Source organism: Capnocytophaga sp. ARDL2, assembly GCF_041530365.1.
Lineage (GTDB): Bacteria > Bacteroidota > Bacteroidia > Flavobacteriales > Flavobacteriaceae > Flavobacterium.
The window spans coordinates 2,229,781-2,255,504 of record NZ_CP168034.1; the positions used below are offsets into that span (position 1 = coordinate 2,229,781).

22 protein-coding genes and 2 pseudogenes are annotated in these 25,724 nt (G+C 34.7%); 12 read left to right on the forward strand and 12 right to left on the reverse strand.

Annotated features, from left to right (window positions below; all coding sequences use genetic code 11):
- Positions 1-12: 12 nt before the first annotated feature.
- Both AB4865_RS11245 and AB4865_RS11250 read right to left on the reverse strand, forming a co-directional pair.
- Positions 13-2,217, reverse strand: coding sequence for a choice-of-anchor L domain-containing protein (locus AB4865_RS11245; protein WP_372473394.1), 2,205 nt, complete (start codon positions 2,215-2,217; stop codon positions 13-15).
- A 273-nt stretch (positions 2,218-2,490) separates the two neighbouring features.
- Positions 2,491-2,790, reverse strand: coding sequence for a hypothetical protein (locus AB4865_RS11250; RefSeq protein WP_372473396.1), 300 nt, complete (start codon positions 2,788-2,790; stop codon positions 2,491-2,493).
- Positions 2,791-3,019: 229 nt separating this feature from the next.
- Here AB4865_RS11250 and AB4865_RS11255 point away from each other — a divergent pair, with 229 nt between their 5' ends.
- The 9 genes and pseudogenes from AB4865_RS11255 to AB4865_RS11295 all read left to right on the forward strand — a co-directional run bounded on the left by AB4865_RS11255 (position 3,020) and on the right by AB4865_RS11295 (position 11,591).
- Complete coding sequence (locus tag AB4865_RS11255) at positions 3,020-3,145, forward strand: hypothetical protein (protein ID WP_372473397.1); 126 nt, start codon at positions 3,020-3,022, stop codon at positions 3,143-3,145.
- 160 nt (positions 3,146-3,305) lie between these two features.
- Positions 3,306-3,443, forward strand: a pseudogene (locus AB4865_RS11260) (IS982 family transposase); the annotation flags it as partial.
- Between the two features lie 125 nt (positions 3,444-3,568).
- On the forward strand, positions 3,569-4,651 hold the full coding sequence (gene gcvT / locus AB4865_RS11265) for a glycine cleavage system aminomethyltransferase GcvT (RefSeq protein WP_372473399.1): 1,083 nt from the start codon (positions 3,569-3,571) through the stop codon (positions 4,649-4,651).
- Between the two features lie 197 nt (positions 4,652-4,848).
- Entirely contained in the window at positions 4,849-5,853 is a 1,005-nt protein-coding gene (locus AB4865_RS11270) for an AAA family ATPase (protein WP_372473400.1), read from the forward strand.
- Positions 5,854-6,024: 171 nt separating this feature from the next.
- Positions 6,025-6,888, forward strand: coding sequence for a DUF58 domain-containing protein (locus tag AB4865_RS11275; protein ID WP_372473401.1), 864 nt, complete (start codon positions 6,025-6,027; stop codon positions 6,886-6,888).
- Entirely contained in the window at positions 6,889-8,502 is a 1,614-nt protein-coding gene (locus AB4865_RS11280; protein ID WP_372473402.1) for a hypothetical protein, read from the forward strand.
- On the forward strand, positions 8,495-9,496 hold the full coding sequence (locus AB4865_RS11285; protein WP_372473403.1) for a VWA domain-containing protein: 1,002 nt from the start codon (positions 8,495-8,497) through the stop codon (positions 9,494-9,496). The genes AB4865_RS11280 and AB4865_RS11285 overlap by 8 nt, the downstream gene beginning before the upstream one ends.
- An 86-nt stretch (positions 9,497-9,582) precedes the next feature.
- Positions 9,583-10,593, forward strand: coding sequence for a VWA domain-containing protein (locus AB4865_RS11290; protein ID WP_372473404.1), 1,011 nt, complete (start codon positions 9,583-9,585; stop codon positions 10,591-10,593).
- Positions 10,594-10,916: 323 nt separating this feature from the next.
- Entirely contained in the window at positions 10,917-11,591 is a 675-nt protein-coding gene (locus AB4865_RS11295) for a tetratricopeptide repeat protein (protein WP_372473405.1), read from the forward strand.
- 40 nt (positions 11,592-11,631) lie between these two features.
- Here the strand turns inward: AB4865_RS11295 and AB4865_RS11300 are convergent, their stop codons facing one another.
- The 4 genes from AB4865_RS11300 to AB4865_RS11315 all read right to left on the reverse strand — a co-directional run bounded on the left by AB4865_RS11300 (position 11,632) and on the right by AB4865_RS11315 (position 16,631).
- A complete protein-coding gene (locus AB4865_RS11300) occupies positions 11,632-12,822 on the reverse strand; it encodes a pyridoxal phosphate-dependent aminotransferase (RefSeq protein WP_372473406.1) in 1,191 nt (396 codons plus the stop codon).
- Between the two features lie 11 nt (positions 12,823-12,833).
- On the reverse strand, positions 12,834-13,466 hold the full coding sequence (locus AB4865_RS11305; RefSeq protein WP_372473407.1) for a nitroreductase family protein: 633 nt from the start codon (positions 13,464-13,466) through the stop codon (positions 12,834-12,836).
- A 9-nt stretch (positions 13,467-13,475) separates the two neighbouring features.
- Complete coding sequence (locus tag AB4865_RS11310) at positions 13,476-14,432, reverse strand: phosphoribosylaminoimidazolesuccinocarboxamide synthase (protein WP_372473408.1); 957 nt, start codon at positions 14,430-14,432, stop codon at positions 13,476-13,478.
- 231 nt (positions 14,433-14,663) lie between these two features.
- Complete coding sequence (locus AB4865_RS11315; protein WP_372473409.1) at positions 14,664-16,631, reverse strand: thiamine pyrophosphate-dependent enzyme; 1,968 nt, start codon at positions 16,629-16,631, stop codon at positions 14,664-14,666.
- Between the two features lie 88 nt (positions 16,632-16,719).
- Here AB4865_RS11315 and AB4865_RS11320 point away from each other — a divergent pair, with 88 nt between their 5' ends.
- Positions 16,720-16,926 carry a heavy-metal-associated domain-containing protein gene (locus AB4865_RS11320; RefSeq protein ID WP_372473410.1) on the forward strand — a complete coding sequence of 69 codons (207 nt, stop codon included), beginning with the start codon at positions 16,720-16,722 and terminating at the stop codon, positions 16,924-16,926.
- 72 nt (positions 16,927-16,998) lie between these two features.
- Positions 16,999-17,418 (forward strand): nucleoside-diphosphate kinase, encoded by a 420-nt coding sequence (locus tag AB4865_RS11325; RefSeq protein ID WP_372473411.1) that lies wholly within the window; start codon positions 16,999-17,001, stop codon positions 17,416-17,418.
- Between the two features lie 281 nt (positions 17,419-17,699).
- Here AB4865_RS11325 and AB4865_RS11330 read toward each other — a convergent pair whose 3' ends face one another.
- The 4 genes and pseudogenes from AB4865_RS11330 to AB4865_RS11345 all read right to left on the reverse strand — a co-directional run bounded on the left by AB4865_RS11330 (position 17,700) and on the right by AB4865_RS11345 (position 22,745).
- Entirely contained in the window at positions 17,700-19,445 is a 1,746-nt protein-coding gene (locus AB4865_RS11330) for an ABC transporter ATP-binding protein (protein WP_372473412.1), read from the reverse strand.
- 247 nt (positions 19,446-19,692) lie between these two features.
- Positions 19,693-20,439 (reverse strand): tRNA pseudouridine(38-40) synthase TruA, encoded by a 747-nt coding sequence (truA, locus tag AB4865_RS11335; RefSeq protein ID WP_372473413.1) that lies wholly within the window; start codon positions 20,437-20,439, stop codon positions 19,693-19,695.
- 275 nt (positions 20,440-20,714) lie between these two features.
- Positions 20,715-21,731 (reverse strand): quinone-dependent dihydroorotate dehydrogenase, encoded by a 1,017-nt coding sequence (locus tag AB4865_RS11340; RefSeq protein ID WP_372473414.1) that lies wholly within the window; start codon positions 21,729-21,731, stop codon positions 20,715-20,717.
- Positions 21,732-21,912: 181 nt separating this feature from the next.
- Positions 21,913-22,745 (reverse strand): annotated as a pseudogene (locus AB4865_RS11345) (transposase).
- Positions 22,746-22,873: 128 nt separating this feature from the next.
- On the opposite strand from AB4865_RS11345, the gene AB4865_RS11350 reads away from it, so the two are divergent.
- Positions 22,874-23,314 carry a hypothetical protein gene (locus AB4865_RS11350; RefSeq protein ID WP_372473415.1) on the forward strand — a complete coding sequence of 147 codons (441 nt, stop codon included), beginning with the start codon at positions 22,874-22,876 and terminating at the stop codon, positions 23,312-23,314.
- Here the strand turns inward: AB4865_RS11350 and AB4865_RS11355 are convergent.
- Positions 23,311-24,189, reverse strand: coding sequence for an IS982 family transposase (locus AB4865_RS11355; RefSeq protein WP_372472445.1), 879 nt, complete (start codon positions 24,187-24,189; stop codon positions 23,311-23,313). The genes AB4865_RS11350 and AB4865_RS11355 overlap by 4 nt on opposite strands.
- 569 nt (positions 24,190-24,758) lie before the next feature.
- A complete protein-coding gene (locus tag AB4865_RS11360) occupies positions 24,759-25,592 on the reverse strand; it encodes an IS5 family transposase (protein ID WP_372473416.1) in 834 nt (277 codons plus the stop codon).
- Between the last annotated feature and the right edge of the window lie 132 nt (positions 25,593-25,724).

Here is a 25,724-nt window from a genome sequence, read left to right on the forward strand (position 1 = left end):
AGTTTATAGTTTTTATCTACTCAATTCTATCCAACCCTCGATAGTTTTGTTCATCAGTACTACTTGATAAAAGTAAGTACCAGATGGCAATAGATTTCCAGATTGGTCTTGACCTACCCATTGTTTTGTGTATCCTAATCCATGTTCATACACTATTGCTCCGTAACGGTTATATATAGTTACTTTTAAAGGATACATAATAGTCAAATCTAAGGCATCATTTTTTTCGTCACCATTTGGGGAAATACCATTAGGAACACTACATGGAACGACTCTAAATGTATAAGCCTTTTCTTCTTCACATGGATCTATTGTAGAAACTACGTAAATAGTATGTTCGCCAACACCAAAAACGTGACCATCAGAAAACACCTCTCCTCCTTTGTTTGGAGCAGAGAAACATACCTCTCCATCTAATAATGTAGGTAAAACAAATTGTTCGCAATATACTGCACCATTTTCAATGTCTGTAAAAGGTAATGCTCCTTGAATTTCAATTTTTAAAGGCATTGAAATCCAACATTGAGGATTTCCTATTGGAATAACTTTTACAAACACAGTTGTATTCTGTGGAGTAAAAGAAGTAGCATTTGTTATACTATTCGTTCCATTTTCCAAATCTGCTTCAGTAAGATAATATTGGAAAGTATAAGCACTTGCAGGTTGACCATTTAATATTTCACCCTGTACTTGTGTAAGATTAACATTCTGATCCTTAACTAAATCACATATTACTAGAGTATCAGGTTTATTTAAAATTTCATTTAGATTAGGTAAAATTTCAACAATAATTTGTGCTTCAAAATCACATGTACCTGTAGGATCTATAGCAAATATTTTATAGGTTCCAGATTCAGAAACAATATACGTATTTGATGTTGCACCTGGTATAGCAACATCATCTTTATACCATTGAATATCTGTAACAGTAGCTGGTAAATCGACTGTCAACGTTTTTGAATCTCCATGGCACAACGCATTGTTGTTTTCAGAAATAAGATTTCCTCCAAGATCTACACCTCCAATATTGAAACTTCCTCCTTCTAAGAATACTGCTGAATCTAGTAATGTGTCCGAATAATCAGCAATAACTATCTTTATTCTATAGGTTTTACCAGGTTCAACTGTTGCAGATGCGGTCATTGGTACGGTATCACCATTAAAATTAATAGGAGCTGTCAACGCTGCTGCTTCAGAGGAATTATAAAATGCATTAAAATACTCGGGATTTACAGAGACACACCCTCCATTATGAGCATTATTACGAATAGTAGTTACAGAAATAGGCGTAGTAGTATTTGGTACTACAGCCAAATTGGTTGTTTCATTGGTTTCTAAATTCGTCAAAAAGAATGCAAAAGCATCTGAATAATTACATTGAAAAGTACCGTATTCATTTGATGCAAAAATAAAGTTGAAAGAAAAATCACTTGCAGTAGGCACAAAATCAAATGATACATAAGCTACATCTTGTATATCATTATTTTGTCCCATATTTTGCAACATGGCATTTAACTGAGCATCACTTCCACCATCATTTGAATTAGAATTCGATTGTTGATATATTTTTTGATCCTGAGCTCTCAGAGCATGACCTGTTGATAATACAATACCATTTTCAAATGGGAAAGTTGAGTTGTTTTTTTCAAAATACCCAATACTTCTATGCATATAATTAGTCGAATGTGAATTATGTGTAATATTACTTACCGAAGCACAACTCCCGTTCAACAAAACTTCTGTAACCATTTGTTCTACAGTATAAGTTTGCGTATTCACAGAAATACGATTATTAGGGGTTGTATTATCTAATGTTTGAATATCACTCAAAACTATTTCTGCTGACATAGGAACATTTTGAATCGATTGTCCTAACACCAATTGATATTCTGCACCTATTTCTAAATTTGATATATCGAATGAAGTTCCTTTTTGGAAGGATTCAACATGTTGAAGTTCATTTGGTGTAACTTTATACAACGAAATGTTTAAATATCTAAGCATCTCAGAAGTTGTAGTTACCCCTACTCTTTTTTCTGTTTGGTCTGCAACAAAACTATAATTTACTCCATTAGAAGTATTTAAAGACATTACTGAAGAAACAAAAGGAATTTCTACCTGATGTTTTCCAAGATTTGCACCTTCTTGAGCATAAAAGGCATAAATATTGAATAAATAAAAAGCAGCTATCGCTTTTTTGAGTAATCCTCTACGCATATATCAAATGGTAATTTTTTATTAAATGAACTATTTATTTTTTAACAATTCCCAAATATATAGATATTTTCTTTTACAACATTAGTTTTTTTTATTTTTTTATATTTTGATATGTGTTAAACTTTCCAATCTACTATTTCATTCCTTAATAAATCGTTTTGATTATTGTATTAATTATTATCAATCAAAGTTAAAAAATCTATTTTTTATTTAAAAAAAGTTACTCAACTTTAGTTAAGCAACCTTTTATAATTTGATATATTAAACTACAATTTAATCTTTTGACAATTTCAAATTTTCAACACCATTTTTACCTTGTTCGATTAATTCATCAAAAGACAATCCACTGTATACTTTAGCTTTACTTGTTTCTTTTTTTACTCCATACCAATTAAACATTTTTTCATTGAACCAACGAGCTCTTTGAAAACTTATCTTAATTTTTGTCCCAACTGTTTGAATTTCTTCTTCATTAATATAGCGATGTTGGGTAACTTTGTCATTTTCATCTATATCCGTTTTCAATAGATAGGTATTTGGTCTGATTGGTACAAATCCATTTTTGATATACAATGGTGAAGTCGCTCTTTGCAGTAGTATTTCACGTATAGCATTCTCTTTTCAAGCTATTTCTTTGACCGGTGTAAAGGGGATCCAATTGAGTGGTGCATTGTTTTGAAATAAATATTTATAATCTGCATCTTCTTTTTCTACATTACCCATTGTGCATTATGAAATAAATAAAAGAAGTTGTTCATTTAGCTGAAAATCAGTATGATTATTTCGCCAAAACAAATCAAAAATGAACAACTTAGGACAAATCGAAGATTCAACAAAGTTAAATATACGAAAGAATTTTAGAAGTTTTAAAAAAGGTTTTACCTCATCAGGTTTTCCCTCATCAAAGGCGAAAGCCAAAAATGAGTGATTTAGAACTTGTGAGTTTGAATTTAACTGCAACTGTTCAGAAAACCACCTAATTCTCTGAAAACCAAAATATAAAAGAGTGTTTACAACAAAAGAAAATAGAAATTTTTTATCATATAAATCCATTATTTTGGGTATAAATTACACATTATCTGTTCTGTAGAAGAAATTATCCAAAATCATTCAACAGTTTTAAAACACGAATTATCAGTAAAATAACTGCTTTAACCTTAATTCAATACATTAACAAATTTGTATTAAAAAAGGAAATAAATAAAATTAAAGCAAGTATAATTTAAAATGCACAACGGGTTATATACCTCTTATTTTTATTTAACAACGATTTCTCCAATATGTTTGCCTATCTCTGAAAAAAAATGTACTTTCGCTCAGAATTAATTGTCTTTTAAAATTTACAATATACATGAAACAAGTACCTTTAAATGATGTACATGTCGCTTTGGGAGCGAAAATGGTTCCTTTTGCGGGGTTTAATATGCCTGTGCAATACGAAGGCGTAAATGTAGAACACCACACTGTGAGAGACGGCGTAGGTGTTTTTGATGTTTCTCATATGGGATTGTTTAAAATCTCTGGTGATAAAGCATTGGATTTGATACAAAAAGTATCTTCAAACGACGCAAGTGTAATGACCAATGGAAAAGCTCAATATAGCTATTTGCCCAACGCTACAGGTGGTATAGTGGACGACATCATCACTTATAAAGTAAACGATACCGAATATTTGATGGTAGTAAACGCCTCTAATATTGATAAAGATTTTGCATGGATTTCTTCTCAGAATTCTATGGGAGCTACTTTGGAAAACCTTTCGGATGCGTATTCATTGTTGGCTATCCAAGGCCCGAAAGCAAACGAAGCCATGCAATCTATTACCAATGTAAATTTGGCTGACTTGAAATTTTATTCGTTTGAAACGGGTACTTTTGCCGGAGTAGATAACGTAATTGTTTCTGCAACAGGTTATACAGGTTCGGGTGGTTTTGAGATTTATGCAAAAAACGAAGACATCGAACATATATGGAACGAAGTATTGAAAGCCGGAGCTGATTGGGGTATCAAACCTATCGGATTGGCTGCAAGAGATACTTTGCGTTTGGAAATGGGATATTGCCTATACGGAAACGAAATCAATGATGAGACTTCGCCATTAGAAGCTGGATTGGGTTGGGTTACAAAATTCACGAAAGATTTTGTAAACAGCGAAGCCTTGAAAAAACAAAAAGAAGAAGGTATCAAAAATCGTTTGGTAGGTTTTGAATTGGTAGAAAAAGGAATTCCTCGTCACGACTACGAAATAGTTGACGCCAAAGGAACTGTTATTGGCAAGGTTACTTCGGGTACGCAATCTCCTTCGCTTGGAAAAGCAGTGGGTATTGGATATGTACCGATTGAATATGCCAAAGAAGGAAGCGAAATCTACATCCGCATTCGTAAAAACGATGTAAAAGCGGTAGTAGTAAAAATGCCTTTTTACAAGAAATAAATTTCTTTTGTTTTTTAAATATCAAGAGACTGTTTAAAATTAACAGTCTCTTTTTTTTAAAATAAAGTTTAATAATATCCTGTTTTTCTATATCATTTCACGCACTTTTCGTGATTTTTAACCCACTTTTAACAAGAAAATTTTAGGTAGTTTTCTTTCTTTGCAAATGTTAAAATATTAGAGAACTTAAAAAATATATGGAACTAACAAACTCACATTCAGACATACGAATGATCAACGAAAAAATCGAAAGAGAAAGTGCTTTTATCGATTTACTTACTGCCGAAATGAGCAAAGTAATTGTAGGACAAAAAGATATGATAGACCGACTTTTGATTGGTTTATTGGCAAAAGGACACATTTTATTGGAGGGTGTACCTGGATTGGCAAAAACTTTGGCTATCAATACTTTGTCTAAAGCTGTGGACGGTTCTTTTTCTCGTGTGCAGTTTACGCCCGACTTATTACCTGCCGATGTAGTGGGTACTGTGATTTACAATGTAAAAGAAAATGATTTTAGTATAAAGAAAGGTCCTGTATTTGCCAATTTTGTTTTGGCAGACGAAATCAACCGTGCTCCTGCAAAGGTGCAATCGGCTTTGTTGGAGGCTATGCAAGAACGCCAAGTTACCATTGGTGATACGACGCTTCCTCTTCCCTATCCTTTTTTGGTAATGGCAACTCAAAACCCTGTAGAACAAGAGGGTACCTATCCGCTACCTGAAGCTCAAATGGATCGTTTTATGCTAAAAGCGGTGATCGATTATCCAAAATTGGAAGAAGAACGATTGGTTATGAGAAGTAATCTTTCGCCAAATAAACAAGAAGTGCGTCCTGTGGTTTCGCTTGAGCAAATCACTCGTGCTCAGGAGACAGTGAAAGAAGTTTATATGGACGAAAAAATTGAAAAATACATCTTGGACATCATCTTTGCTACGCGTTTTCCAGAGCAATTTGGATTGGCAGACATCAAACCTTTTATCAGCTATGGAGCATCGCCTCGTGGAAGTATCAACCTAGCAAGTGCAGCAAAATGTTACGCCTTTATCCGTCGTCGTGGCTATGTAATCCCAGAAGATGTACGAGCTGTGGTAATCGATGTATTGCGTCATCGTATCGGTCTCACTTACGAAGCCGAAGCCGAAAATGTAACAACCGTGGATATTATCAATAAAATCATCAACGAGATAGTGGTTCCTTAATTTGTATAATGTAAAATTGTATAAAGTATATTGCTTATTCTATCATTGTTAAATAATTTTTCTAAAAAAATGAAATAAATTTTAAACTGTGTAACAATGAGCATTATACAATACCTGTTCCGAGAAATTCGGAATACAAGAATACAATATACATAATTAAAGCATAAAATAATGAAAGACATCCTACAAAAAATTCGCAAAATAGAAATAAAGACCAAAAAACTGAGCGATCATATTTTCTCAGGGGCTTATCACACCTCGTTCAAGGGAAAAGGCATGTCGTTTTCAGAGGTGCGTCAGTACCAATTTGGTGATGATGTTCGTGCGATTGATTGGAATGTAACTGCCAGATACAACGAACCTTTCGTAAAGGTTTTTGAAGAGGAAAGAGAATTGACCGTTATGCTGATTGTAGATATTAGCCAATCGTTGGATTTTGGTTCTTCTGATGATTTTAAACGAGAAAAACTCACAGAAATTGCCGCTACTTTGGCGTTTGCTGCTATCAAAAATAATGATAAAATCGGATTGATTTTATTTTCAGACAACATAGAATTGTTCGTTCCTCCCAAAAAAGGAAAAGCCCATGTGCTGCGAATCATTCGTGAATTATTGGTATTTCAGCCCAAAAGCAAAGGAACAAACATACCGTTGGCATTGGATTATTTCCAAAAAATAATCAAGAAAAAAGCGGTGGTTTTTATGCTTTCAGATTTTATGGACGATATATCATCATTTGAAAAACCATTGCGTATCGTTGCCAAAAAACACGATTTTACTGCAATAAAAATCAACGACATACGAGAAAAAGAACTCACAAATATTGGTTGGGTATGGATGCAAGATGCCGAATCAGACGAAGGAAAATATGTCAATACCGCCGATTTGCAATTGCAAAGAGAAATTCTCATACAATTTGAAGAACAAAATGCACAATTCAAACAGTTGTTTTCTTCGGTAGGTGCAGGTTCGTTGCAATTGTTTACCCACGAAAATTATGTAAAAAAATTACTTTCGTATTTCAAAGCCAGATAAATGAAAAAAGTATCCTACATAGTAAGCTCGATAATAGCGTGTCTTTTCTCCTTGTCTATTTTGGCACAGGACAAAATTTCTGCTACCCTAAATCGTGAAACTATCAAAATTGGTGAAACGGTAGAACTGACCCTAAAAACACAAACGGCACCAGATGCAAGTGTAGTTTTCCCAAAAGACATTGCATTTCAACCCTTTGAATTGTTGGAACAAACAGCTACCGACACCATCAAAAACGACGGTCAGTGGGAATGGGTGAAAAAATATACTTTGATACAGTTCGATTCGGGTACACATCACCTGAAACCTTTGCCAATTTTTATCAACAAAAAAGAATACGCAACTCCAGAATACAAGATCTATGTTTCTGATGTAGAGGTGGACACTACCAAACAACCTATGTACGACATCAAGGCGACTATCGAAAGTACAACAGAAGAAAGTCGCTCGTTTGGTTATTGGATTGCTTTAGCATTGGCTGCGATTTTGGCTGCGATTTCGTATTTTATTGTAAAATACATTCAAGGAAAAAATCTTACAGAGGAAGATCATTATCGCACTCCTTTGGAACGATTGACCAAAAAATTGAAAAATGTTGATGCAAAAAAACAAATTGTCAATGGAGATATAAAAGGATATTATTCAGAAATCACTTTCCTTTTGAGAGATTATATCGAAGAAGTATTGGAAATTCCTGCCAAAGAAAGCACCTCTACCGAATTGATTCAGATGATCAATCAAATGATAAAAAAAGGAGCATTAAAACTGAATAAAGACATTGTAAAACAGTTGAACAACCTTCTTCAAACCGCGGATTTGGTGAAATTTGCTAAAGTAGAGCCGTCTTTTTCTCAAATAGAAACCGACCGAAAAACCATCGATTTGCTTTCGACAGATATAGACAAAACGGTTTCAACCTATGAAGAAGAGCAACGTATGCGTGTATATTTGCGTGAACGCCGCTATAGAAAACGCAAACAATGGCGTATTTTTACTCCAATTACTGTGGCTTCTGCTGTACTATTGATTACAGGAATTGTCTATGTCAATCAGATTTTTGACGAGGGCAGACAATGGAGTGTATTTCAAAGCAATAAATTGTTGTACAAACGCGAATGGGCAACCAGTGCTTACGGTTACCCTACGATTCATTTGTCAACACCTGAACCGATGTTGAGAATCACCAAAATGATTGATACATCAGAGGATTTCCTATATCAAAACGAAAATACACAATTGTGGGTATATGTTTCAACCGAAGATATAAAAAGCGATTTTTATCAAACATTCAACATTTTAGACGAAAACAACAAACCAAAAGTTGAGGAATACCTCAATTTAAAATTGTCAATGCTCAGTAGTAAATTTCATTTGATTTCACCCAAATTTGACAAAGTAAAAATCAATGATACCACTTGGAAAACAACGGTAGTGTTTTCACAAAAAGTCCAAGAAAAAACTATAGAAATGTCAGCTGAAATTTATCTTTTTTCAAGTGATAAAGGATTTCAGATGGTAGCGATTGCCCATCCATTGAAAGACAAATACGGAAAACAAATTGCCGAAAAAGTAATGAATTCTGTACAACTAAACCCAGATAAAAACAATGAGTAACATACAGTTTGTAAACCCCTATTTTTTATTGTTGATACTGCTATTAATTCCTCTGTTTTTGCATTGGCGTTTCAACAAAAAAAAGCTACAAATACCCTTTAGGTACAGCCGATTAGATTCGATTCCTACGCAAAAAAACTCACTCGAAAAATGGATGACTTTTGTACAAATACTAAGAGGTGTCGCATTGGTTGGAATCATCATCGCATTGGCAAGACCTCAGAGTATCGACACCAATGTTACGATCAATCCGTCAGAGGGAGTCGATATTGTTTTGTCTATGGATGTTTCGGGGTCTATGTTGGCTCAAGACTTACAACCCGACCGATTGGGAGCTTTGAAAAAAGTAGCGGGCGAATTTATCAACGAGCGTATCAATGACCGCATCGGATTGGTGGTTTATGCTGCCGAAGCCTACACCAAATCGCCAGTAACGAGCGACCACACCGTAATTTTGACAGCATTGAACAGTATCAAATACGACAACATTATTCAAGACGGAACCAATATCGGAATGGGATTGGGCGTGGCTATCAACCGATTGAAAAACAGCATTGCAAAAAGTAAAGTCATCGTTTTGATGACCGACGGAGAAAACAACTACGGACAGATAGCCCCAATTTCTGTGGCACAAATTGCCAAACAACACAATATAAAAGTTTACACCATCGGAATTGGAACCATCGGAAAAGCAAAAGTTCCTATGGACATCAATCCCGATAAAACTTTTAAATACGGAATGGTCGATGTGCGAATTGATGAAAAATTGATGCAAGAAATTGCAAAAATCACCAACGGAAAGTACTATCGAGCAACCGACAACAAAAGTTTAAAGGAAATTTACAACGAAATCAACCAATTGGAAAAAACAAAAATCGACGAAAACAAATACACCAAAAAAACAGAGTGGTTTCGTCCGTTTGCCTTGTTTACTTTATTAGCGTTGATTGCGGAATTTATCCTTAGAAAAACAAAATTGAGAGCAATTGTATAATATTTTCTCTTGAGAATTGCGAAAATAAAAGTACACGTCCCCCTCTTTATAGAAGGAAAAGCGTGAAACCAAAAAATTAAGATAAAATGTGGAAACTCGAACAACCCATATATTTCATTTTATTGCTTTTAATACTCCTATTAATTTGGGTATTTAAAAGAAATGAACAGTGGAAAAAAACAGCCACTGACCGATTTGGAAGTGGTAATTATCTAAAGAGATTAGCTCCGCTTTCGGTACATTCGTTAGCAAAAACGAAATTCATAGTATTATCAATTGCTTTGTTTTTTGTGGTATTTGCCTTGGTCAATCCAAAGGTAGGTTCGCAAATCGAAAGTGTAAAAAGACAGGGCGTTGATATTGTTTTTGCCATAGACCTTTCCAAAAGTATGCTGGCAGAGGATGTAGCTCCCAACCGATTGGAAAAATCCAAGCATTTGATACAGCAAATCACTAATCAACTCGGTGGCGATCGCGTGGGATTGGTTGCCTATGCGGGGTCGGCTTTTCCTATGATGCCTATTACCTCCGACTACAATATGCTGCGAATGTACACTAAAGATTTGCACACAGGACTGCTTTCTTCGATGGGTACAGCTTTGGACGAAGCCATTTACGGAGCCGTAAATTATTTCGACACTCCCGATGCGAGTAAAGTAATCGTACTGCTTTCCGACGGCGAAGACCATAGCGAAGGTATTACTCAAGCGGTGGAAATTGCCAAACAAAACAAAGTAAAAATCATCACAATCGGAGTTGGAACTACCAAAGGAGCAAAAATCCCTTTAAAAGAAAACGGACAAGTGCAAGGATACAAAACCGATGCAAATGGTGAAGAAGTTATCACGAAATTATATCCCGAAATTTTGCAACAATTGGCAAAAGAAACAGAAGGAATCTATATTTCAAGTCAAAACACACAAGAAATAATAAAACAACTACAAACCGTATTGGCAAAAATTGAAAAGAAAGACTACGAAACCAAACAAGTATCTGATTTTCAATCGCAATTTCAATGGTTATTGGGTATCGCATTGATTTTGTTGTTGATAGAATCTGTGTTGTTTAATAGAAAAATGAAATTATCAGGCAGTTGAAAAACTGCGACACAGTATCGTAGTTTTGCCTTGAAGTTATTATAGAAGTTATCTCGACTTTTAAATCTTAGTTTTATTTCACGCCGATGAAGATAAGTTTTTATATTTTTTCTGTTGATTTGATTTTTCGCTGATGTTTTTTTAATAAATCAAAAAAACAAAATCTGTGATTATCTGCCTTAAACCATAGATTTAATCATTTTTAAAGTACATTTTTTTTATCATTTCAGAAAAAATATGTGATTATCTGCGTGAGAAAAAAAGTCAAGATAAATTCATAATTTATTTTTAACCGAAATGAATAAAAAATAAATCATTCTTTTATGAAAAACACCATATACCTTATCTGTTTATTGATAACAACATTTGCTTTTGCACAAGTGAAAAACAAAACGGCAGAAGGCAATCAATCGTATAAACAAAAAAAATATACAAGCGCTGAGCAACAATTTCGCACAGGGGAAAAAGACCATGCCGCTGCGGTGTACAACCGTGGAAATTCGGTATATCGTCAGAAAAAACAAAACGAAGCAATTCAAAGTTTTCAATCTGCTGCTAAAAAAGCTACTACCAAAGTAGAAAAACACAAAGCTTTTCACAATTTAGGTAACGCCTATATTAATCAAAAGGAATATAGTCAAGCGGTCGAAGCCTATAAAAATGCTTTAAGAAACAATCCTACCGACGAAGAAACGCGTTACAACTACGCCCTAGCTAAAAAAATGTTGGAACAAAACGGCGGTGGCGGTGGTGGAAACGACAATCAAGACAATCAGGATAAAAACGACCAAAAAGACCAACAAAAAGAAAACGAGCAACCAAAAGATCAAAACCAACAAAACGAGAATAAAAAAGAAGAACAACGCAAAGATCCTCAGCAAATCCAAGCGGAAAATGTACTCAACGCTATGGAAAAACAAGAACAAGGTATTTTGCAACGCATCAATAAAAACGACCAAAAAGGCGAACCTGTTCGCAATACTCAAAAAGATTGGTAATAAAAAAAAGCTGCCCATTTCGGACAGCTTTTTACTATTATTATTTTCCGTAAACAGCCAAAGCAGCTTTCAAAATCTCTGCTGATTTTATCAAATCTTCTTTTTTCAAAACATACGCCAAGCGAACTTCCTGCTGACCTACATTTTTAGTAGAATAAAAACCTGCTGCTGGTGCTACCATTACCGTTTCTCCGTTCAAATCAAATGATTCTAATAACCATTTTGCAAAATCTTCTGCATTTTCTACTGGCAATTTTGCGATACAGTAAAATGCTCCTTTTGGTTTTGATACTTCTACTCCATCGATTGAGTTTAACGCATTTACCAATGTATCTCTTCGTTCTTTGTACTCTGTAATCACATCGTCAAAATACGATTGTGGCGTTTGTAAAGCTGCCTCTGATGCAATCTGTGCGTAAGTTGGTGGCGATAATCTCGCTTGGGCAAATTTCATCGCTGTATTCATCAACTCTTTATTTTTTGATACAATACATCCAATACGAGCTCCACACATACTAAATCTCTTGGATACAGAATCAATCATAATCGCATGTTGTGCAATGCTCTCTTCGTTCATCACTGAGAAATGTTGGAATCCGTCGTAAACAAATTCTCTATACACCTCGTCTGCAATCAAGAATAAATCATGTTTTTTCACCAATTCTGCCAACTGCTGAATTTCTTCTTTGCTGTACAAATATCCAGTAGGATTCCCTGGGTTACAAATCAAAATGGCTTTGGTTTTTGGTGTAATCAATTTTTCAAAATCGACAATGGCTGGTAAAGCAAATCCGTTTTCAATTCCAGACATTACTGGTACGATTTTCACACCATTTTGTGTTGAAAATCCATTGTAATTTGCATAAAACGGCTCTGGAATGATGATTTCATCGCCTTCGTCCATTGTAGAACCGATTGCAAAAATCAAGGCTTCTGAACCGCCTGTTGTGATGATAATATCTTCTTTGTTGATTGGCAAGCCTTGGTTTTGATAGTATTTCGCAAGGTTTTCTCTGTACGAATCAAATCCAGCTGAATGACTGTATTCCAATACTTCTACTGAAGCGTTTTTTACTGCTTCAATAGCTACTTCTGGTGTTTTGATGTCGGGTTGACCAATGTTTAAATGATATACTTTATGTCCTTTTTGTTTTGCTATTTCCGCAAAAGGTACCAATTTTCTAATTGGTGATTCAGGCATATTTTGCCCTTTTACTGATACTTTTGGCATGGTTGTATTTTTTATTCTATAAATGTAAAAATATGTTCTGTGGATTTGCGTACTTTTTTCTGACCGTACTGCCAATCATTGTCGGCATCTTTGTATCCCAATGGCAACAACAATACAGTTTTTAATCGTTGCGTATCCAATCCTAATATTTCATCGACTTCTTTTGCGACAAATCCTTCCATCGGAATCGAATCTACTTTTTGTACGGCAGCTTCGCACAATGCCATTCCCAACGCAATGTATGCCTGACGAGCGGCGTGTTCTATTTGCTGTTCGACAGACAAACTCGACAACAATTTGATAACGCTGTTTTTATATCCGTCTGAAAATCCTTTGGGATGCTGGCGAACTTCCTCATACAAATCAAAATAATGATTGATGCGGTCTAAATCGTATCCATTCCACACGGCAAAAACCAATACATGCGAACATTCTGTCAATTGCGATTGGTTGTAAGCTGCTTTTTGCAATTGTGCTTTTACCTTGGGATTGGAAACCACAAAAACCTCAAAGGGCTGAAGACCCGATGAGGTTGGTGCTAATCGAATGGCTTCTAATATCGCTTGAATTTTTTCATTAGCCACCTCTTCTCGATTCATCTTTTTGGTAGCGTATCGCCATTCTAAATCTGGAATGATCGACATATTTTTGTGTTATTTGTTATAAGTTGCTAAAAACGCATTTACATTTTTCTCGATTCGCTCGTGAATATTTGACACATCGGCTTTTTCAAATTTTTCTCCTGAAATATTTTCGTACAATTCGATGTATCTATCCGAAACTGTTGCAATGTATTCGTCGGTCATTTCTGGAATTTGTTGTCCTTCTTTTCCTTGAAATCCGTTAGAAATCAACCATTGACGTACAAATTCTTTCGACAATTGTTTCTGAGCTTCGCCCTTGTCTTGTCTTTCTTGATACCCTTCGCTATAGAAATATCTCGATGAATCTGGAGTGTGAATCTCGTCTATCAATACGATTTTTCCGTCTTTTGTTTTTCCAAATTCGTATTTTGTATCCACCAAAATCAATCCGCGAGAGGCAGCGATTTCTGTTCCTCTTTGAAACAATGCTCTGGTGTATTTTTCCAAAATTTCATAATCCTCTTTCGACACAATTCCCTTTGCCAAAATGTCTTCTCTCGAAATATCTTCGTCGTGAGTTCCCACCTCGGCTTTTGTCGATGGAGTGATGATAGGCTCTGGAAATTTATCGTTTTCTTTCATTCCCTCTGGCAAAGCTACTCCACACAATACGCGTTTTCCAGCAGCATACTCTCTGGCTGCGTGTCCTGACAAGTATCCACGGATAACCATTTCCACTTTGAAAGGTTCGCACAAATGCCCCACAGCTACATTTGGATCTGGAGTTGCCACCAACCAGTTAGGTACGATGTCTTCTGTCAATTGCATAAATTTCGTTGCAATTTGATTTAATATTTGTCCTTTGTAAGGAATTCCCTTAGGCATGATTACATCAAACGCAGATAATCTGTCGGTTGCAATCATTACCAATAAATCGTCGTTTATGTTATAAACTTCGCGTACTTTCCCTTTGTACAATGATTTTTGTCTTGGGAAATTGAAATTTGAGGAAGTAATTGTATTCATTATATTTTTTATTTTAACCACGAATTACACTAATTAACACAAATTATATACTTTGTGTAAAGTAAAGATAATTTACTAAACGCTCACAAACTTCTCAGAAGTTCATACAGGTTTTGTTATTAACTTCTGAGAAGTTGAAAACCTGTAAACTTTAGCGTTTTGATAGAGTTTGACAAAGTTTTGAGACTTTGTCAAACTTTAAAATACTATATATCTATTTGTTTAAAAAGATTAATATTCCATCAACTGGATTAATGCTTGTTCAAATCGTTCTTTTGGCAAATATTGATTTTCCAAATTTTTCATAAAAGGAATAGGCGATTCGATACTTCCTACTCTTTTTACGGGCGCATCTAAATATTCAAAACATTCTTCCATAATAAAAGCAGAAATATCACTTCCTACCCCACCGAAAAGAGTGTCTTCATGTAAAACAATTGCTTTTCCTGTTTTTTGCACCGATTTTTTTATGGCATCGTAATCCAAAGGTTGTAATGTTCGCAAATCTATCAAATCGGCTTTGATGTTTGGATGCTTAGCCAAGGTTTCCATTGCCCAATGTACACCAAATCCAAACGATATAATCGTTACTTGCTCACCTTCACGAATCAAACTCGCTTTTCCAAACGGCGTCGTATAATAGTTGGTCGGTACCTCGCCAGTTATCGAACGATACAAATTTTTATGCTCAAAAAACACCACTGGATTTGGGTCGTTGATAGCAGTATTCAACAATCCTTTGGCATCTGCTGGAAAAGCTGGGTACACCACTTTCAAACCTGGGGTTTTGGTAAACCACGCTTCATTGGTTTGCGAGTGGAAAGGTCCTGCACCTGAACCTGCACCTGATGGCATACGCACCACTACATCGGCTTTTTCGCCCCAACGGTAATGCTGTTTTGCCAAAAGATTGACAATAGGATTGAATCCCGTAGAAACGAAATCTGCAAATTGCATTTCTACAATTGCCTTAGAATTATTGGCAGACAATCCCGCCGCAGTAGAAACAATGATACTTTCGCAAATTGGCGTATTTCTCACGCGTTCTTTACCAAATTTATCCACAAAACCTTCGGTAACTTTAAACGCTCCTCCGTATTCTGCAATATCTTGTCCCATGATTACCAAATTGTTGTGGCGTTCCATAGATTGCGACAATCCTTGCGTAATGGCATCGATAAAACGGATTTTTTCTGTAGTTTCTTTCGCTGGAAAATCCTCAAATTGATACGGAGCATACACATCGTTGAGTTCGCCTTCGTAAGTTGGCACGATGTCTTCCTCTGCTATGGCTTGTTTCCAATCGGTATCAATCCACGCTTTCAATTCTTTGGTAATTTCCTCTTTTTCGTATGGAGACAACCAATTTTTCTCTTCCAAGAATTTTTCATAACGAAGAATTGGGTCTTTTTCTTTCCACAAATCAAACAATTCTTGCGGAACATATTTAGTACCACTCGCTTCTTCGTGTCCTCTCATGCGGAAAGTTTTCATTTCAATCAACACAGGACGAGGATTTTTACGCATACTTTCGGCAATTTCGTTCAATTTTGTAACCACTTCTACAAAATCGTTTCCATCCAAAATATGACTTTCTATGCCATAACCAACACCTCTATCGGCAAGGTTTTCGCATTTATATTGTTCGTTTACAGGAGTTGACAAACCATATCCGTTGTTTTCGATAATAAACAATACAGGCAAATTCCACACAGAAGCCACATTCAAAGCTTCGTGAAAATCCCCCTCCGAAGTTGCCCCTTCGCCTGTAAAAACAGCTGTAATTTTTTCTTCCTTTCTCAGTTTATGAGCCAACGCAATACCATCAGCCACTCCCAATTGAGGACCTAAATGCGAAATCATACCCAAGATTTTATATTCTTGCGTACCAAAGTGAAACGAGCGATCACGACCTTTTGTAAAGCCCGACGCCTTTCCTTGCCACTGAGCAAATAATCTGTGTAATGGAATTTCGCGTGTGGTAAACACTCCTAAGTTTCGGTGCATTGGCAACACATATTCGTCTTGGTGCAAAACAGAAGTAACCCCCACAGCAATAGCCTCTTGACCAATTCCAGAGAACCACTTCGACACCTTTCCTTGACGAATTAAAATCAACATTTTTTCCTCTATCAAACGAGGTAAAATCAATCTTCTATAAAGTTGTAACGCTTGTTGTTTTTCTTGAAAAAAATTCATTGTTTCTAAAGTACTTTTTACAGCCGATAAAGGTACAACATTTTATTAAAATATTCGTACCTTTGTAAAACAAATTAATATGTAAACCATGAACAAAACTCATTTCAAAACCAACCTCAACTGTAGTGGTTGCATTTCTAAAGTGCAAAATGATTTAGATGCTCTATTAGGGAAAGATAATTGGAAAGTTGACACAGAACATTCAGATAAAATTTTGACTGTTTTTTCTGACATATCTACTGAAAAAGTAGAAGAAATAGTAAAAAGTAAAGGATTTTTGATTGAAAAAATATAATTCGTATAAAAATTCAACGATTATCTTACAACCAAATAAAAAATAACGTACTTTTGCAAAAAATTAAATAAAATGGCAACTAACAGAACATTTACAATGATCAAGCCTGACGCTGTAGAAGCTGGGCATATCGGAGGAATCATCAACATGATTACAGAAGCTGGATTTAAAATTGTTTCAATGAAATTGACTCAATTGACTGTAGCTGACGCACAAAAGTTTTATGCAGTACACGCTGAAAGACCTTTCTACGGTGAATTGGTAGAATTTATGTCAAGAGGTCCTATCGTTGCAGCTATCTTGGAAAAAGACAACGCTGTAGAAGATTTCCGTACTTTGATTGGTGCTACAAACCCTGCGGAAGCTGCTGAGGGTACTATCCGTAAAAAATATGCAAAATCTATCGGAGAAAACGCTGTTCACGGTTCTGACTCTGATGAAAATGCTGCAATCGAATCTGCTTTCCACTTTGCTGGTAGAGAACAATTCTAATCATTGCATTTATAAAAAACAAAGGCTGTCCTTTGCAGGACAGCCTTATTTTTTTATCTCTTCTTAAACATTTTAGCATAAATGCTACTACAGCTACTCCTAAATTGATTTGCAATAAAATCAAATAATTACTTTTATCTTTTATCAATAGAAAACTCAAAATGGTTGCAATAATTATCAATAGTGGTAAAATGATGATTTTCCTTTGAAATAAAATCACATATCCTCGTATTATCAATAGTGTACATACTATCAAAAAAGTATAAAACATCCACATTTCCCTACTCCTCTAGCGCATATTGTGCTTCGTGCAATTGATAATAATAGCCTTTTTGAGCAATCAGTTCGTCGTGATTTCCCTGTTCTACTACTTTTCCGCCGTGCATTACCAAAATAATATCGGCGTGAACAATCGTTGCCAATCGGTGGGCAATAATAATCGAAGTTCGTCCTTTGGTAATTACATTTAATGCTTTCTGTATCAATTCTTCCGAATGGGTATCGATACTCGAAGTAGCCTCGTCCAGCACCAAAATACTCGGATTACTAATATAGGCTCTCAAAAATGCAATCAACTGTCGCTGACCTGTGGATAGCATAGCTCCGCGTTCTTTTACCACATAATCAAATCCTTCTGGCAAACTATTGATAAAACTATCAATGCCAATTTGCTGAGCCGCCGTTTGTACTTGCTCTTTGGTAATGGCTGGATTGTACAAGGCTATATTGTTGAAAATGGTATCGTTGAACATAAATACATCTTGTAAAACCACTGAAATTTGTTTTCGCAAACTTTCCAATGTATAATCGTTGATGTTCTGATTGTCGATGCGAATTTCTCCTCCTTGTATATCGTAAAATCTATTCAACAAATTGACAATCGTCGATTTTCCTGCTCCCGAAGCTCCTACAATTGCTACGGTTTTTCCTTTTGGAATGGTCAAATTGAGGTTATTGAGTACTTTTTCGCCTTCTTTGTAACCAAAAACTACATTTTTCAACTGAATATCTCCTTCAAAATCAGGGGCATCAATCGTGCCTTGTGGCTGTGTATGTTCGTCTTTGTTTAAAATTTCAAATACGCGTTCAGCTGCAATGATTCCCATTTGCATGACATTGAATTTGTCAGCAATTTGTCGCAAGGGATTAAACAACATCGAAATCATCATCGTATAGGCAAACAAATCTCCCGTTGTGGTGAGTCCGTCGAATTGTAAAATGCTAAATCCCCCGTAAATAATCACACACCCCAAAGTAATCGACGATAAAATATCGGCTACAGGAAAGAAAATCGAATTGTACAAAATATTCTTTTGCCAAGCGTCGTTGTGCTTTTTGTTGATTTCTTTAAACTTTTGATAATCTGCTTCTTCCTGTGCAAACAACTGTACTACTTGTATCCCCGTTAATCGCTCTTGAATGTAGGTATTGAGATTGGCTACCTGTGTGCGAACTTCCTCAAAAGCGACTTTCATTTTTTGTTGAAAAACACGAGTGGCATAAAGCAAAACAGGCATAAAAATCACCACGATAATGGTCAATTTCGAATTCATATACAACATCATAATCAGGATAATCAGCATACGCAGGGCATCGGCAATAATCATAAACAATCCTTGACTGAAGATACTTGATATGTTTTCTATATCAGAAATATTTCTGGTGATGAGTTTTCCTACGGCTTCGTTGTCGAAATATTTTTGATAAAAGCCCATTAACTTATCAAACAATTGTCGGCGAATATCTCGTATAATATTCTGTCCCAACCAGTTGGAAGTATAGGTAAACAAAAACTGACCTACAACCTCAACCACTAAAACCACAACCATCAACACTGAATACCAAAACAATCCGTCGAGGTCTTTGGTTTCGATATACGAATCTATCACATTTTTGACCATATACGGTCTGATGGCACCGAAAATAGATAATGCCAACAAACTCAAGACCACCGCCAAAATTTTATTTTTGTATGGCAAGGCGTAGTCAAAAACTTGCTTGAGGGTTTTTATGGTGAGAGTTTTCATTTTTTTGAATTATTATTTAATTTACAGGACAAATAATATTTTATCCTTACACATTTTTTTATCTTTTACCACATAAACACATAGTTTTTTTACCTCGGAGAACCAAAGGCACTTCGCTTTTTATAGAAAACAGAAACGCTTCGTTTTAAAAAGAAAACATAGACTGTTGTGTATATTTCAGGGTAAAAAATATTTTAAAAATAATATCATCTGTAAGGACAAAAAATATTTTGTCCCTACGGTTGGATTATGGAATATACGGATATTTCACATCAATCAAATACAAACCGTGGGCGGGTACTGAAAAACCTGCTTTTCCTCGGTTTTTGCTTTGGATAATGTGGTGCATATCTTCGGGCTGTAATTTTCCCATACCAATATTTATCAATGTTCCTACGATAGCTCTGACCATATTTCGCAAAAAACGATTGGCTGAAATGGTAAATATCAATCGGTCGTTTTCTTGTTTCCAATAGGCTTGGTAAATTTCGCAATTGAAGGTAAAAACATCAGTATGTGTTTTACTAAAACATTCAAAATCTGTGTAGTCCAATAAGATTTTCGCTGCTCGATTCATAGCTTCAATATCCAACGAATGAAAATGATAACAGCTCAAGTCTTTGAGAAAACTGTTTTTGAAAGTGTGTATGTGATATTCGTAGGTTCGCTCGGTGGCGTCAAATCGTGCGTGTGCATCTGCTGCGACTTCAAATATTTTGTAAACCGTAATGTCTTCTGGTAAAAACGAATTGATTTTCTTTATACATTTAACATCTGTAACCTCTAAGTCATCTTTTTCCAAATCGAAATGTGCATACATTTTTGTTGCGTGTACACCTGCATCGGTACGCCCTGCTCCTACTATTTCAAAGGACTCACGAAAAAGCGTGTTGAGACAGTACGTCAGAGTTTCCTGCACACTACTCGCATTGGGTTGCACTTGCCAACCGTGGTATTTTGTGCCGTTGTAGGCAAATTGTATGAAATATCGCATTTTTTTTAGTTAGCCACGAATTACACAAATTATCATAAATTATTTAGCATGAATATTACATTTGATATGCATTATGTAGCCCATATTAAAAAGGACAGGTATTTGTAAAATGTATTCTGTAATTTATGGGACAATTATTTACATATTTCATCACAATGAAAAAATTGCACAATGAAATTGAAAAACATTAAACTGGGTAACAATTAGCATTATACAATAACCTGTCCCGAGAGATTCGGACTACAGAAATACATTATACAATATTTCACGGAACATTATTTTCTCAAAATCGCCTGATTAATTTTTTTTATCAACCTTGGTCCTTCATAGATAAACCCTGTATAAATCTGAACCAAATCTGCTCCTGCTTCTAATTTTTCCAATGCATCTTCGGCTGAATGTATTCCTCCTACTCCAATAATTGAGAATGATTTGTTGCTCTTTTCTGCCAAAAAACGAATAACTTCTGTCGAACGGTTTTTCAACGGTTTTCCAGACAATCCTCCTACTTCTTTTTTGTTTTCCGAACGCAACCCTTCTCTCGAAATCGTTGTGTTGGTAGCAATTACCCCAGCAATTTTGGTATCGTTTACAATGTCAATAATATCCAACAATTGACTGTCTGTCAAATCTGGAGCTATTTTCAACAAAATTGGTTTTGCTTTGGGCTTTTCGTTGTTCAACGATTGCAAGGTTGATAACAACTCTGTCAATGGTTCTTTATCTTGCAATTCACGAAGATTTGGCGTATTTGGCGAACTCACATTTACCACAAAATAATCGACATAATCATACAACGCATAGAAACAAATTTTGTAATCTTCCACCGCTTTGTCATTATCCGTTGCTTTGTTTTTACCAATATTTCCACCAATCAACACCCCTTGATTTTTCTTCAATCGCTCTACGGCTACCGCTACTCCTTGGTTGTTAAATCCCATGCGATTGATGATTCCGCTGTCTTCTCTCAAACGAAACAATCTTTTTTTTGGATTTCCGTCTTGAGGTTTGGGAGTCAGCGTACCGATTTCGATAAAACCAAAACCAAAATTTGACAATTCGTTGAAAATCTTTGCATCTTTGTCCAATCCTGCTGCCAATCCCACTGGATTTTTAAATTTCAATCCAAACAATTCTCTTTCCAATCGAGGATCATTTACCTGATAAATAGATTTTATGATGGATTTTACTCCTGGAATTTTATGGATAAATTTTATCATAGAAAAAGTAAAATGATGCACTTTTTCTGGGTCAAATGAAAATAATATAGGTTGAATGAATGATTTGTACATATAGTGTATTTTTTAACAACTGCAAAAGTAGTGAAAAATGTTGAATAGACAGACTTCCAACTTATAGTAAAAAATTAAAAAACTCCGCTAATTATCAATGAACTCATCTTGACTTTTTTTCTCATGCGGATTTCACAGATAATCACAGATTTTTGTGAAATGATTTAAGAAAACTATGAAGTCATCTCGACTTTTTTTGTTTAAATTTTCTGAGTCCTAAGACGATAAAAGCAAGGTAATTAAAACCTATCCAATTACTTAGGGCAGTATCAAAACGATTTAAAACCGAACGAAAACTGTCCATCTAAGCGTTGCTTCTTTCAATGGCGTAACGCTCTCTGTAGAGTTTTTTATCAAAATAATGTTCCGTTTCAGAGGGTGACTTTTGGTTTCTTTTGTTTTCAAAAATATTGGCTATGATACCTTCTGAGGCGGTTATTTTCCGAAGATTTTCACTGTCAAAACCTGCATCAAAATTCACAAATAAACCCTCTGTGGAGATTTCAGCTTTTTTCAAAACGGATGTAATTTCTTGAAAATGAGTCTCTATATTATACAAGTCGTGATGTTCGCCAGATATAGGCTGAGACATTGCTAACATCAAACCTTGCCTGTCGGACAAGAACAAACTATTAGTTGTTTTTGCTTTTTTACGAGATTGATATCCTACTTGTTCGCCTCCTTTTTTTGCTGGTGTTTGGCTACCGTCAAAGTCGCAACTTGAACAATCTATTTTCGATTTGTTTTTCTTTAAAATTTCTACCCAACAAACCTCCCAAGCACTTTCCTTGCACCATTTTCGGTAATGCCCAAACACGGTTTATAGCTCGGAACTACCTCTGAAAATAATTGTTCCATTGGTAAAAGTGCCCATTGAATACCTGTTTTCAATTTGTATAAAATACAGTTAATTATCTCACTAATAGGTGATTTTGGTTTAAACCCTCTTTTTCTTTTAGGTAAATGTAGGATAATTTCTTCTACTATCGTATCTTTGCCCAGTACTACAAACAAGGTCTTAGGTTTTTATGTTTCACACCACAAAAATCATAATTCCTTGTTTGTTTTCAAAAAGTCAAGATAGACTCTTAGATTCATTGTGTAGAGAGCAAATATTATTAACCACTTAAAAAATAAAAGAAATGGGAATCTCCAAATTTTTAAGAATAACTGTTTATTTTGCTATTGCATTAGTAACTTCTATAGTTTTCAGACTGCAACCTTTTGAATTGCCAAAATTCATTTATAGTGATTATGTTTATGGTCTGTTAGGAGGATGTGGTCCATTTTTAGGGGCAATTACAGTATTAGCACTATTTAAAGACCAAATTAAAAGCGAAATGACACACAAAGGTTTCTTTAATTGGAAAACAATATTATTGCTTTTAATTCTTCCATCCTTACTTTTCGGAATAATAGGGAGCACGAGTAAAAGTCATATTGAAGGATTTTTATTGGGGATATATATTGCTATTTATGCTATATTGGAAGAACGAGGATGGAGAGGATATTTGCAATCCGAGTTTAGCAATACTAAACCCATTGTTAAATATTTTATTGTTTCAACCCGTTGTGCATTTTAAATTATACTTGCTTTAATTTTATTTATTTCCTTTTTTAATACAAATTTGTTAATGTATTGAATTAAGGTTAAAGCAGTTATTTTACTGATAATTCGTGTTTTAAAACCGTTGAATGATTTAGCATAATTCCTTTTAATCATAAATTGATCACAAAGTTGAGAAAATAGAGTTTCGATTCTTTTTCTCTTCTTTTTGAATAAATAAAATTGAGGTTTGTAATCTTTTTGATTTATTCTTTTAGGTGTATCTAACTGAATAGTAGCAGTGTTAAACAAATCTAATTGATATTGTGACGATATATAACCTCTATCACCAATCAAAACGCAATTTTGAATTTGAGAACTAACATCTTTTAAATAATGAACATCGTGAACAGATGCTGGAGTCATATCTAAACTTTGTACAATACCTTCTATTGAACAGATTATGTGTAATTTATATCCAAAATAATGTAACTTCTGACTAGCACAAAAACCATAATCAGGATATGAAAAACTTTCGTCTCTACAAATTTTACTTCTCATTGCTCTAGCATTTTCACATATTTTCAAAGGCATACTATCAATTACAAAATAACTCTCCTCTCTATTAAAACACATTGCAAGTTTTTCCCTAATCTGATTTATATAATAAAAAAGATTTCGTTTTCTTTTGTTATAAACACTTCTTTCTATTTTGTTTTTCAAAGAATTAGGTATTTTTCTAAAGAGTTGTAATTCACTATCAATACTTAAATATTCTGCTGTTAAATTTAAACTCACCAATTCTAAATCACTCATTTTTGGCTTTCTCCTTTGATAAGGTAAAAGTTGATGAGGAAAAAAATCTTCTAAAACTTCTAAAATTCTTTCGTATATTTGCTCTAAGTTGTTCATTTTTTATTTGTTTTAGCGAACTAAATATACTGAATTTCAGTTAAATGAACAACTTTTTTTATTTTATTTCATAATGCACAACAGGTTTGTTTCAATATTTTGGTATTTATGGCATTTGACCTTTTTGGGAGGAACTTCTTTACAAAATGAACTAATTATTTTTGGAATTCTGTTTTTAAGTAGTATAGGTATTGGAGTAATTGCGGACAGAACAAAGTCTATTCTTTTTGTAGCATGTTTTCATATGATTGGTAATATATTAGCATTTTCTTCAAAATTGTCTATTCATTTAGAAAAAAGCACCCGAATTTTGACTGTTGCTATTTCTCTTGTAGTTTGGCTGATAGTTTTCTTTATAATTAGAAGAAAAAAAGGAGTCATCGTCAACAGCACATTTTCATTAACTAAATGTAAAAAGGATAACATTTAGCATATAATTTTTTTTCATTTTCTCACATACATTTTCGCTGTTATCAGCGAAGAGTTTATATTCTACAATAGAAACATCGGTCTTTTGTATCGTAATTTTCTTAAAAACTAAACGGTTAATTTGTGTTTTTTAGCAGAACTCATCTCGACTTTTTTTGTTTAAATTTTCTGAGTCCTAATACGATAAAAGCAAAGTAATTAAAACCTATCCAGCTACTTACGGTAGTATCAAAACGATTTAAAACCGAACGAAAACTATCCATCCAAGCGTTGCTTCTTTCAATGGCGTAACGCTCTTTATAGAGTTTTTTATCGAAATAATGTTCCGTTTCAGAAGCGGATTTTTGGTTTCTTTTGTTTTCACAAATATTGGCTATGATACCTTCTGAAGCGGTTATTTTCCGAAGATTTTCACTGTCAAAACCTGCATCAAAATTCACAAATAAACCCTCTGTGGAGATTTCAGCCTTTTTCAAAATAGATGTAATTTCTTGAAAATGAGTCTCTATATTATACAAATCGTGATGTTCGCCAGATATAGGCTGAGACATTGCCAATATCAAACCTTGCCTATCGGATAGGTACAAACTGTTGGTCGTTTTTGCTTTTTTACGAGCTTGATATCCTACTTGTTCGCCTCCTTTTTTTGCTGGTGTTTGGCTACCGTGAAAGTCGCAACTTGAACAATCTATTTTCGATTTGTTTTTCTTCAAAATTTCTACCCAACAAACCTCCCAAGCACCTTCCTTGCACCATTTTCGGTAATGCCCAAACACGGTTTTATAGCTCGAAACTACCTCTGAAAATAATTGTTCCATCGGTAAAAAAGCCCATTGAATACCTGTTTTCAATTTATACAAAATACAGTTAATTATCTCATTAATAGTCGATCTTGGCTTAAACCCTCTTTTCCTTTTAGGTAAATGTGGGATAATTTCTTCTACTATCGTAACTTTGTCCAGTACTACAAACAAGGTCTTAGGTTTTTATGTTTTCCACCACAAAAATCATAATTCCTTGTTTGTTTTCAAAAAGTCAAGATAAGTTCAATATATTAATTTAATTCATAAAAGAAAATTTTATGAATATTAAACAGTTTAAATTTT

Coding starts and splice junctions, on each gene's coding strand:
- AB4865_RS11255 (WP_372473397.1), top strand. CDS start 3,020: ATGAACAACTTAGGACAAATCGAAGATTCAACAAAGTTAAATATACGA.
- AB4865_RS11285 (WP_372473403.1), top strand. CDS start 8,495: ATGAGTAACATACAGTTTGTAAACCCCTATTTTTTATTGTTGATACTG.
- AB4865_RS11330 (WP_372473412.1), bottom strand. CDS start 19,445: ATGAAAACTCTCACCATAAAAACCCTCAAGCAAGTTTTTGACTACGCC.
- gcvT (WP_372473399.1), top strand. CDS start 3,569: ATGAAACAAGTACCTTTAAATGATGTACATGTCGCTTTGGGAGCGAAA.
- AB4865_RS11300 (WP_372473406.1), bottom strand. CDS start 12,822: ATGCCAAAAGTATCAGTAAAAGGGCAAAATATGCCTGAATCACCAATT.
- AB4865_RS11270 (WP_372473400.1), top strand. CDS start 4,849: ATGGAACTAACAAACTCACATTCAGACATACGAATGATCAACGAAAAA.
- AB4865_RS11355 (WP_372472445.1), bottom strand. CDS start 24,189: ATGAACAACTTAGAGCAAATATACGAAAGAATTTTAGAAGTTTTAGAA.
- AB4865_RS11295 (WP_372473405.1), top strand. CDS start 10,917: ATGAAAAACACCATATACCTTATCTGTTTATTGATAACAACATTTGCT.
- AB4865_RS11310 (WP_372473408.1), bottom strand. CDS start 14,432: ATGAATACAATTACTTCCTCAAATTTCAATTTCCCAAGACAAAAATCA.
- truA (WP_372473413.1), bottom strand. CDS start 20,439: ATGCGATATTTCATACAATTTGCCTACAACGGCACAAAATACCACGGT.
- AB4865_RS11350 (WP_372473415.1), top strand. CDS start 22,874: ATGGGAATCTCCAAATTTTTAAGAATAACTGTTTATTTTGCTATTGCA.
- AB4865_RS11315 (WP_372473409.1), bottom strand. CDS start 16,631: ATGAATTTTTTTCAAGAAAAACAACAAGCGTTACAACTTTATAGAAGA.
- AB4865_RS11340 (WP_372473414.1), bottom strand. CDS start 21,731: ATGTACAAATCATTCATTCAACCTATATTATTTTCATTTGACCCAGAA.
- AB4865_RS11290 (WP_372473404.1), top strand. CDS start 9,583: ATGTGGAAACTCGAACAACCCATATATTTCATTTTATTGCTTTTAATA.
- AB4865_RS11280 (WP_372473402.1), top strand. CDS start 6,889: ATGAAAAAAGTATCCTACATAGTAAGCTCGATAATAGCGTGTCTTTTC.
- AB4865_RS11325 (WP_372473411.1), top strand. CDS start 16,999: ATGGCAACTAACAGAACATTTACAATGATCAAGCCTGACGCTGTAGAA.
- AB4865_RS11245 (WP_372473394.1), bottom strand. CDS start 2,217: ATGCGTAGAGGATTACTCAAAAAAGCGATAGCTGCTTTTTATTTATTC.
- AB4865_RS11305 (WP_372473407.1), bottom strand. CDS start 13,466: ATGTCGATCATTCCAGATTTAGAATGGCGATACGCTACCAAAAAGATG.
- AB4865_RS11275 (WP_372473401.1), top strand. CDS start 6,025: ATGAAAGACATCCTACAAAAAATTCGCAAAATAGAAATAAAGACCAAA.
- AB4865_RS11320 (WP_372473410.1), top strand. CDS start 16,720: ATGAACAAAACTCATTTCAAAACCAACCTCAACTGTAGTGGTTGCATT.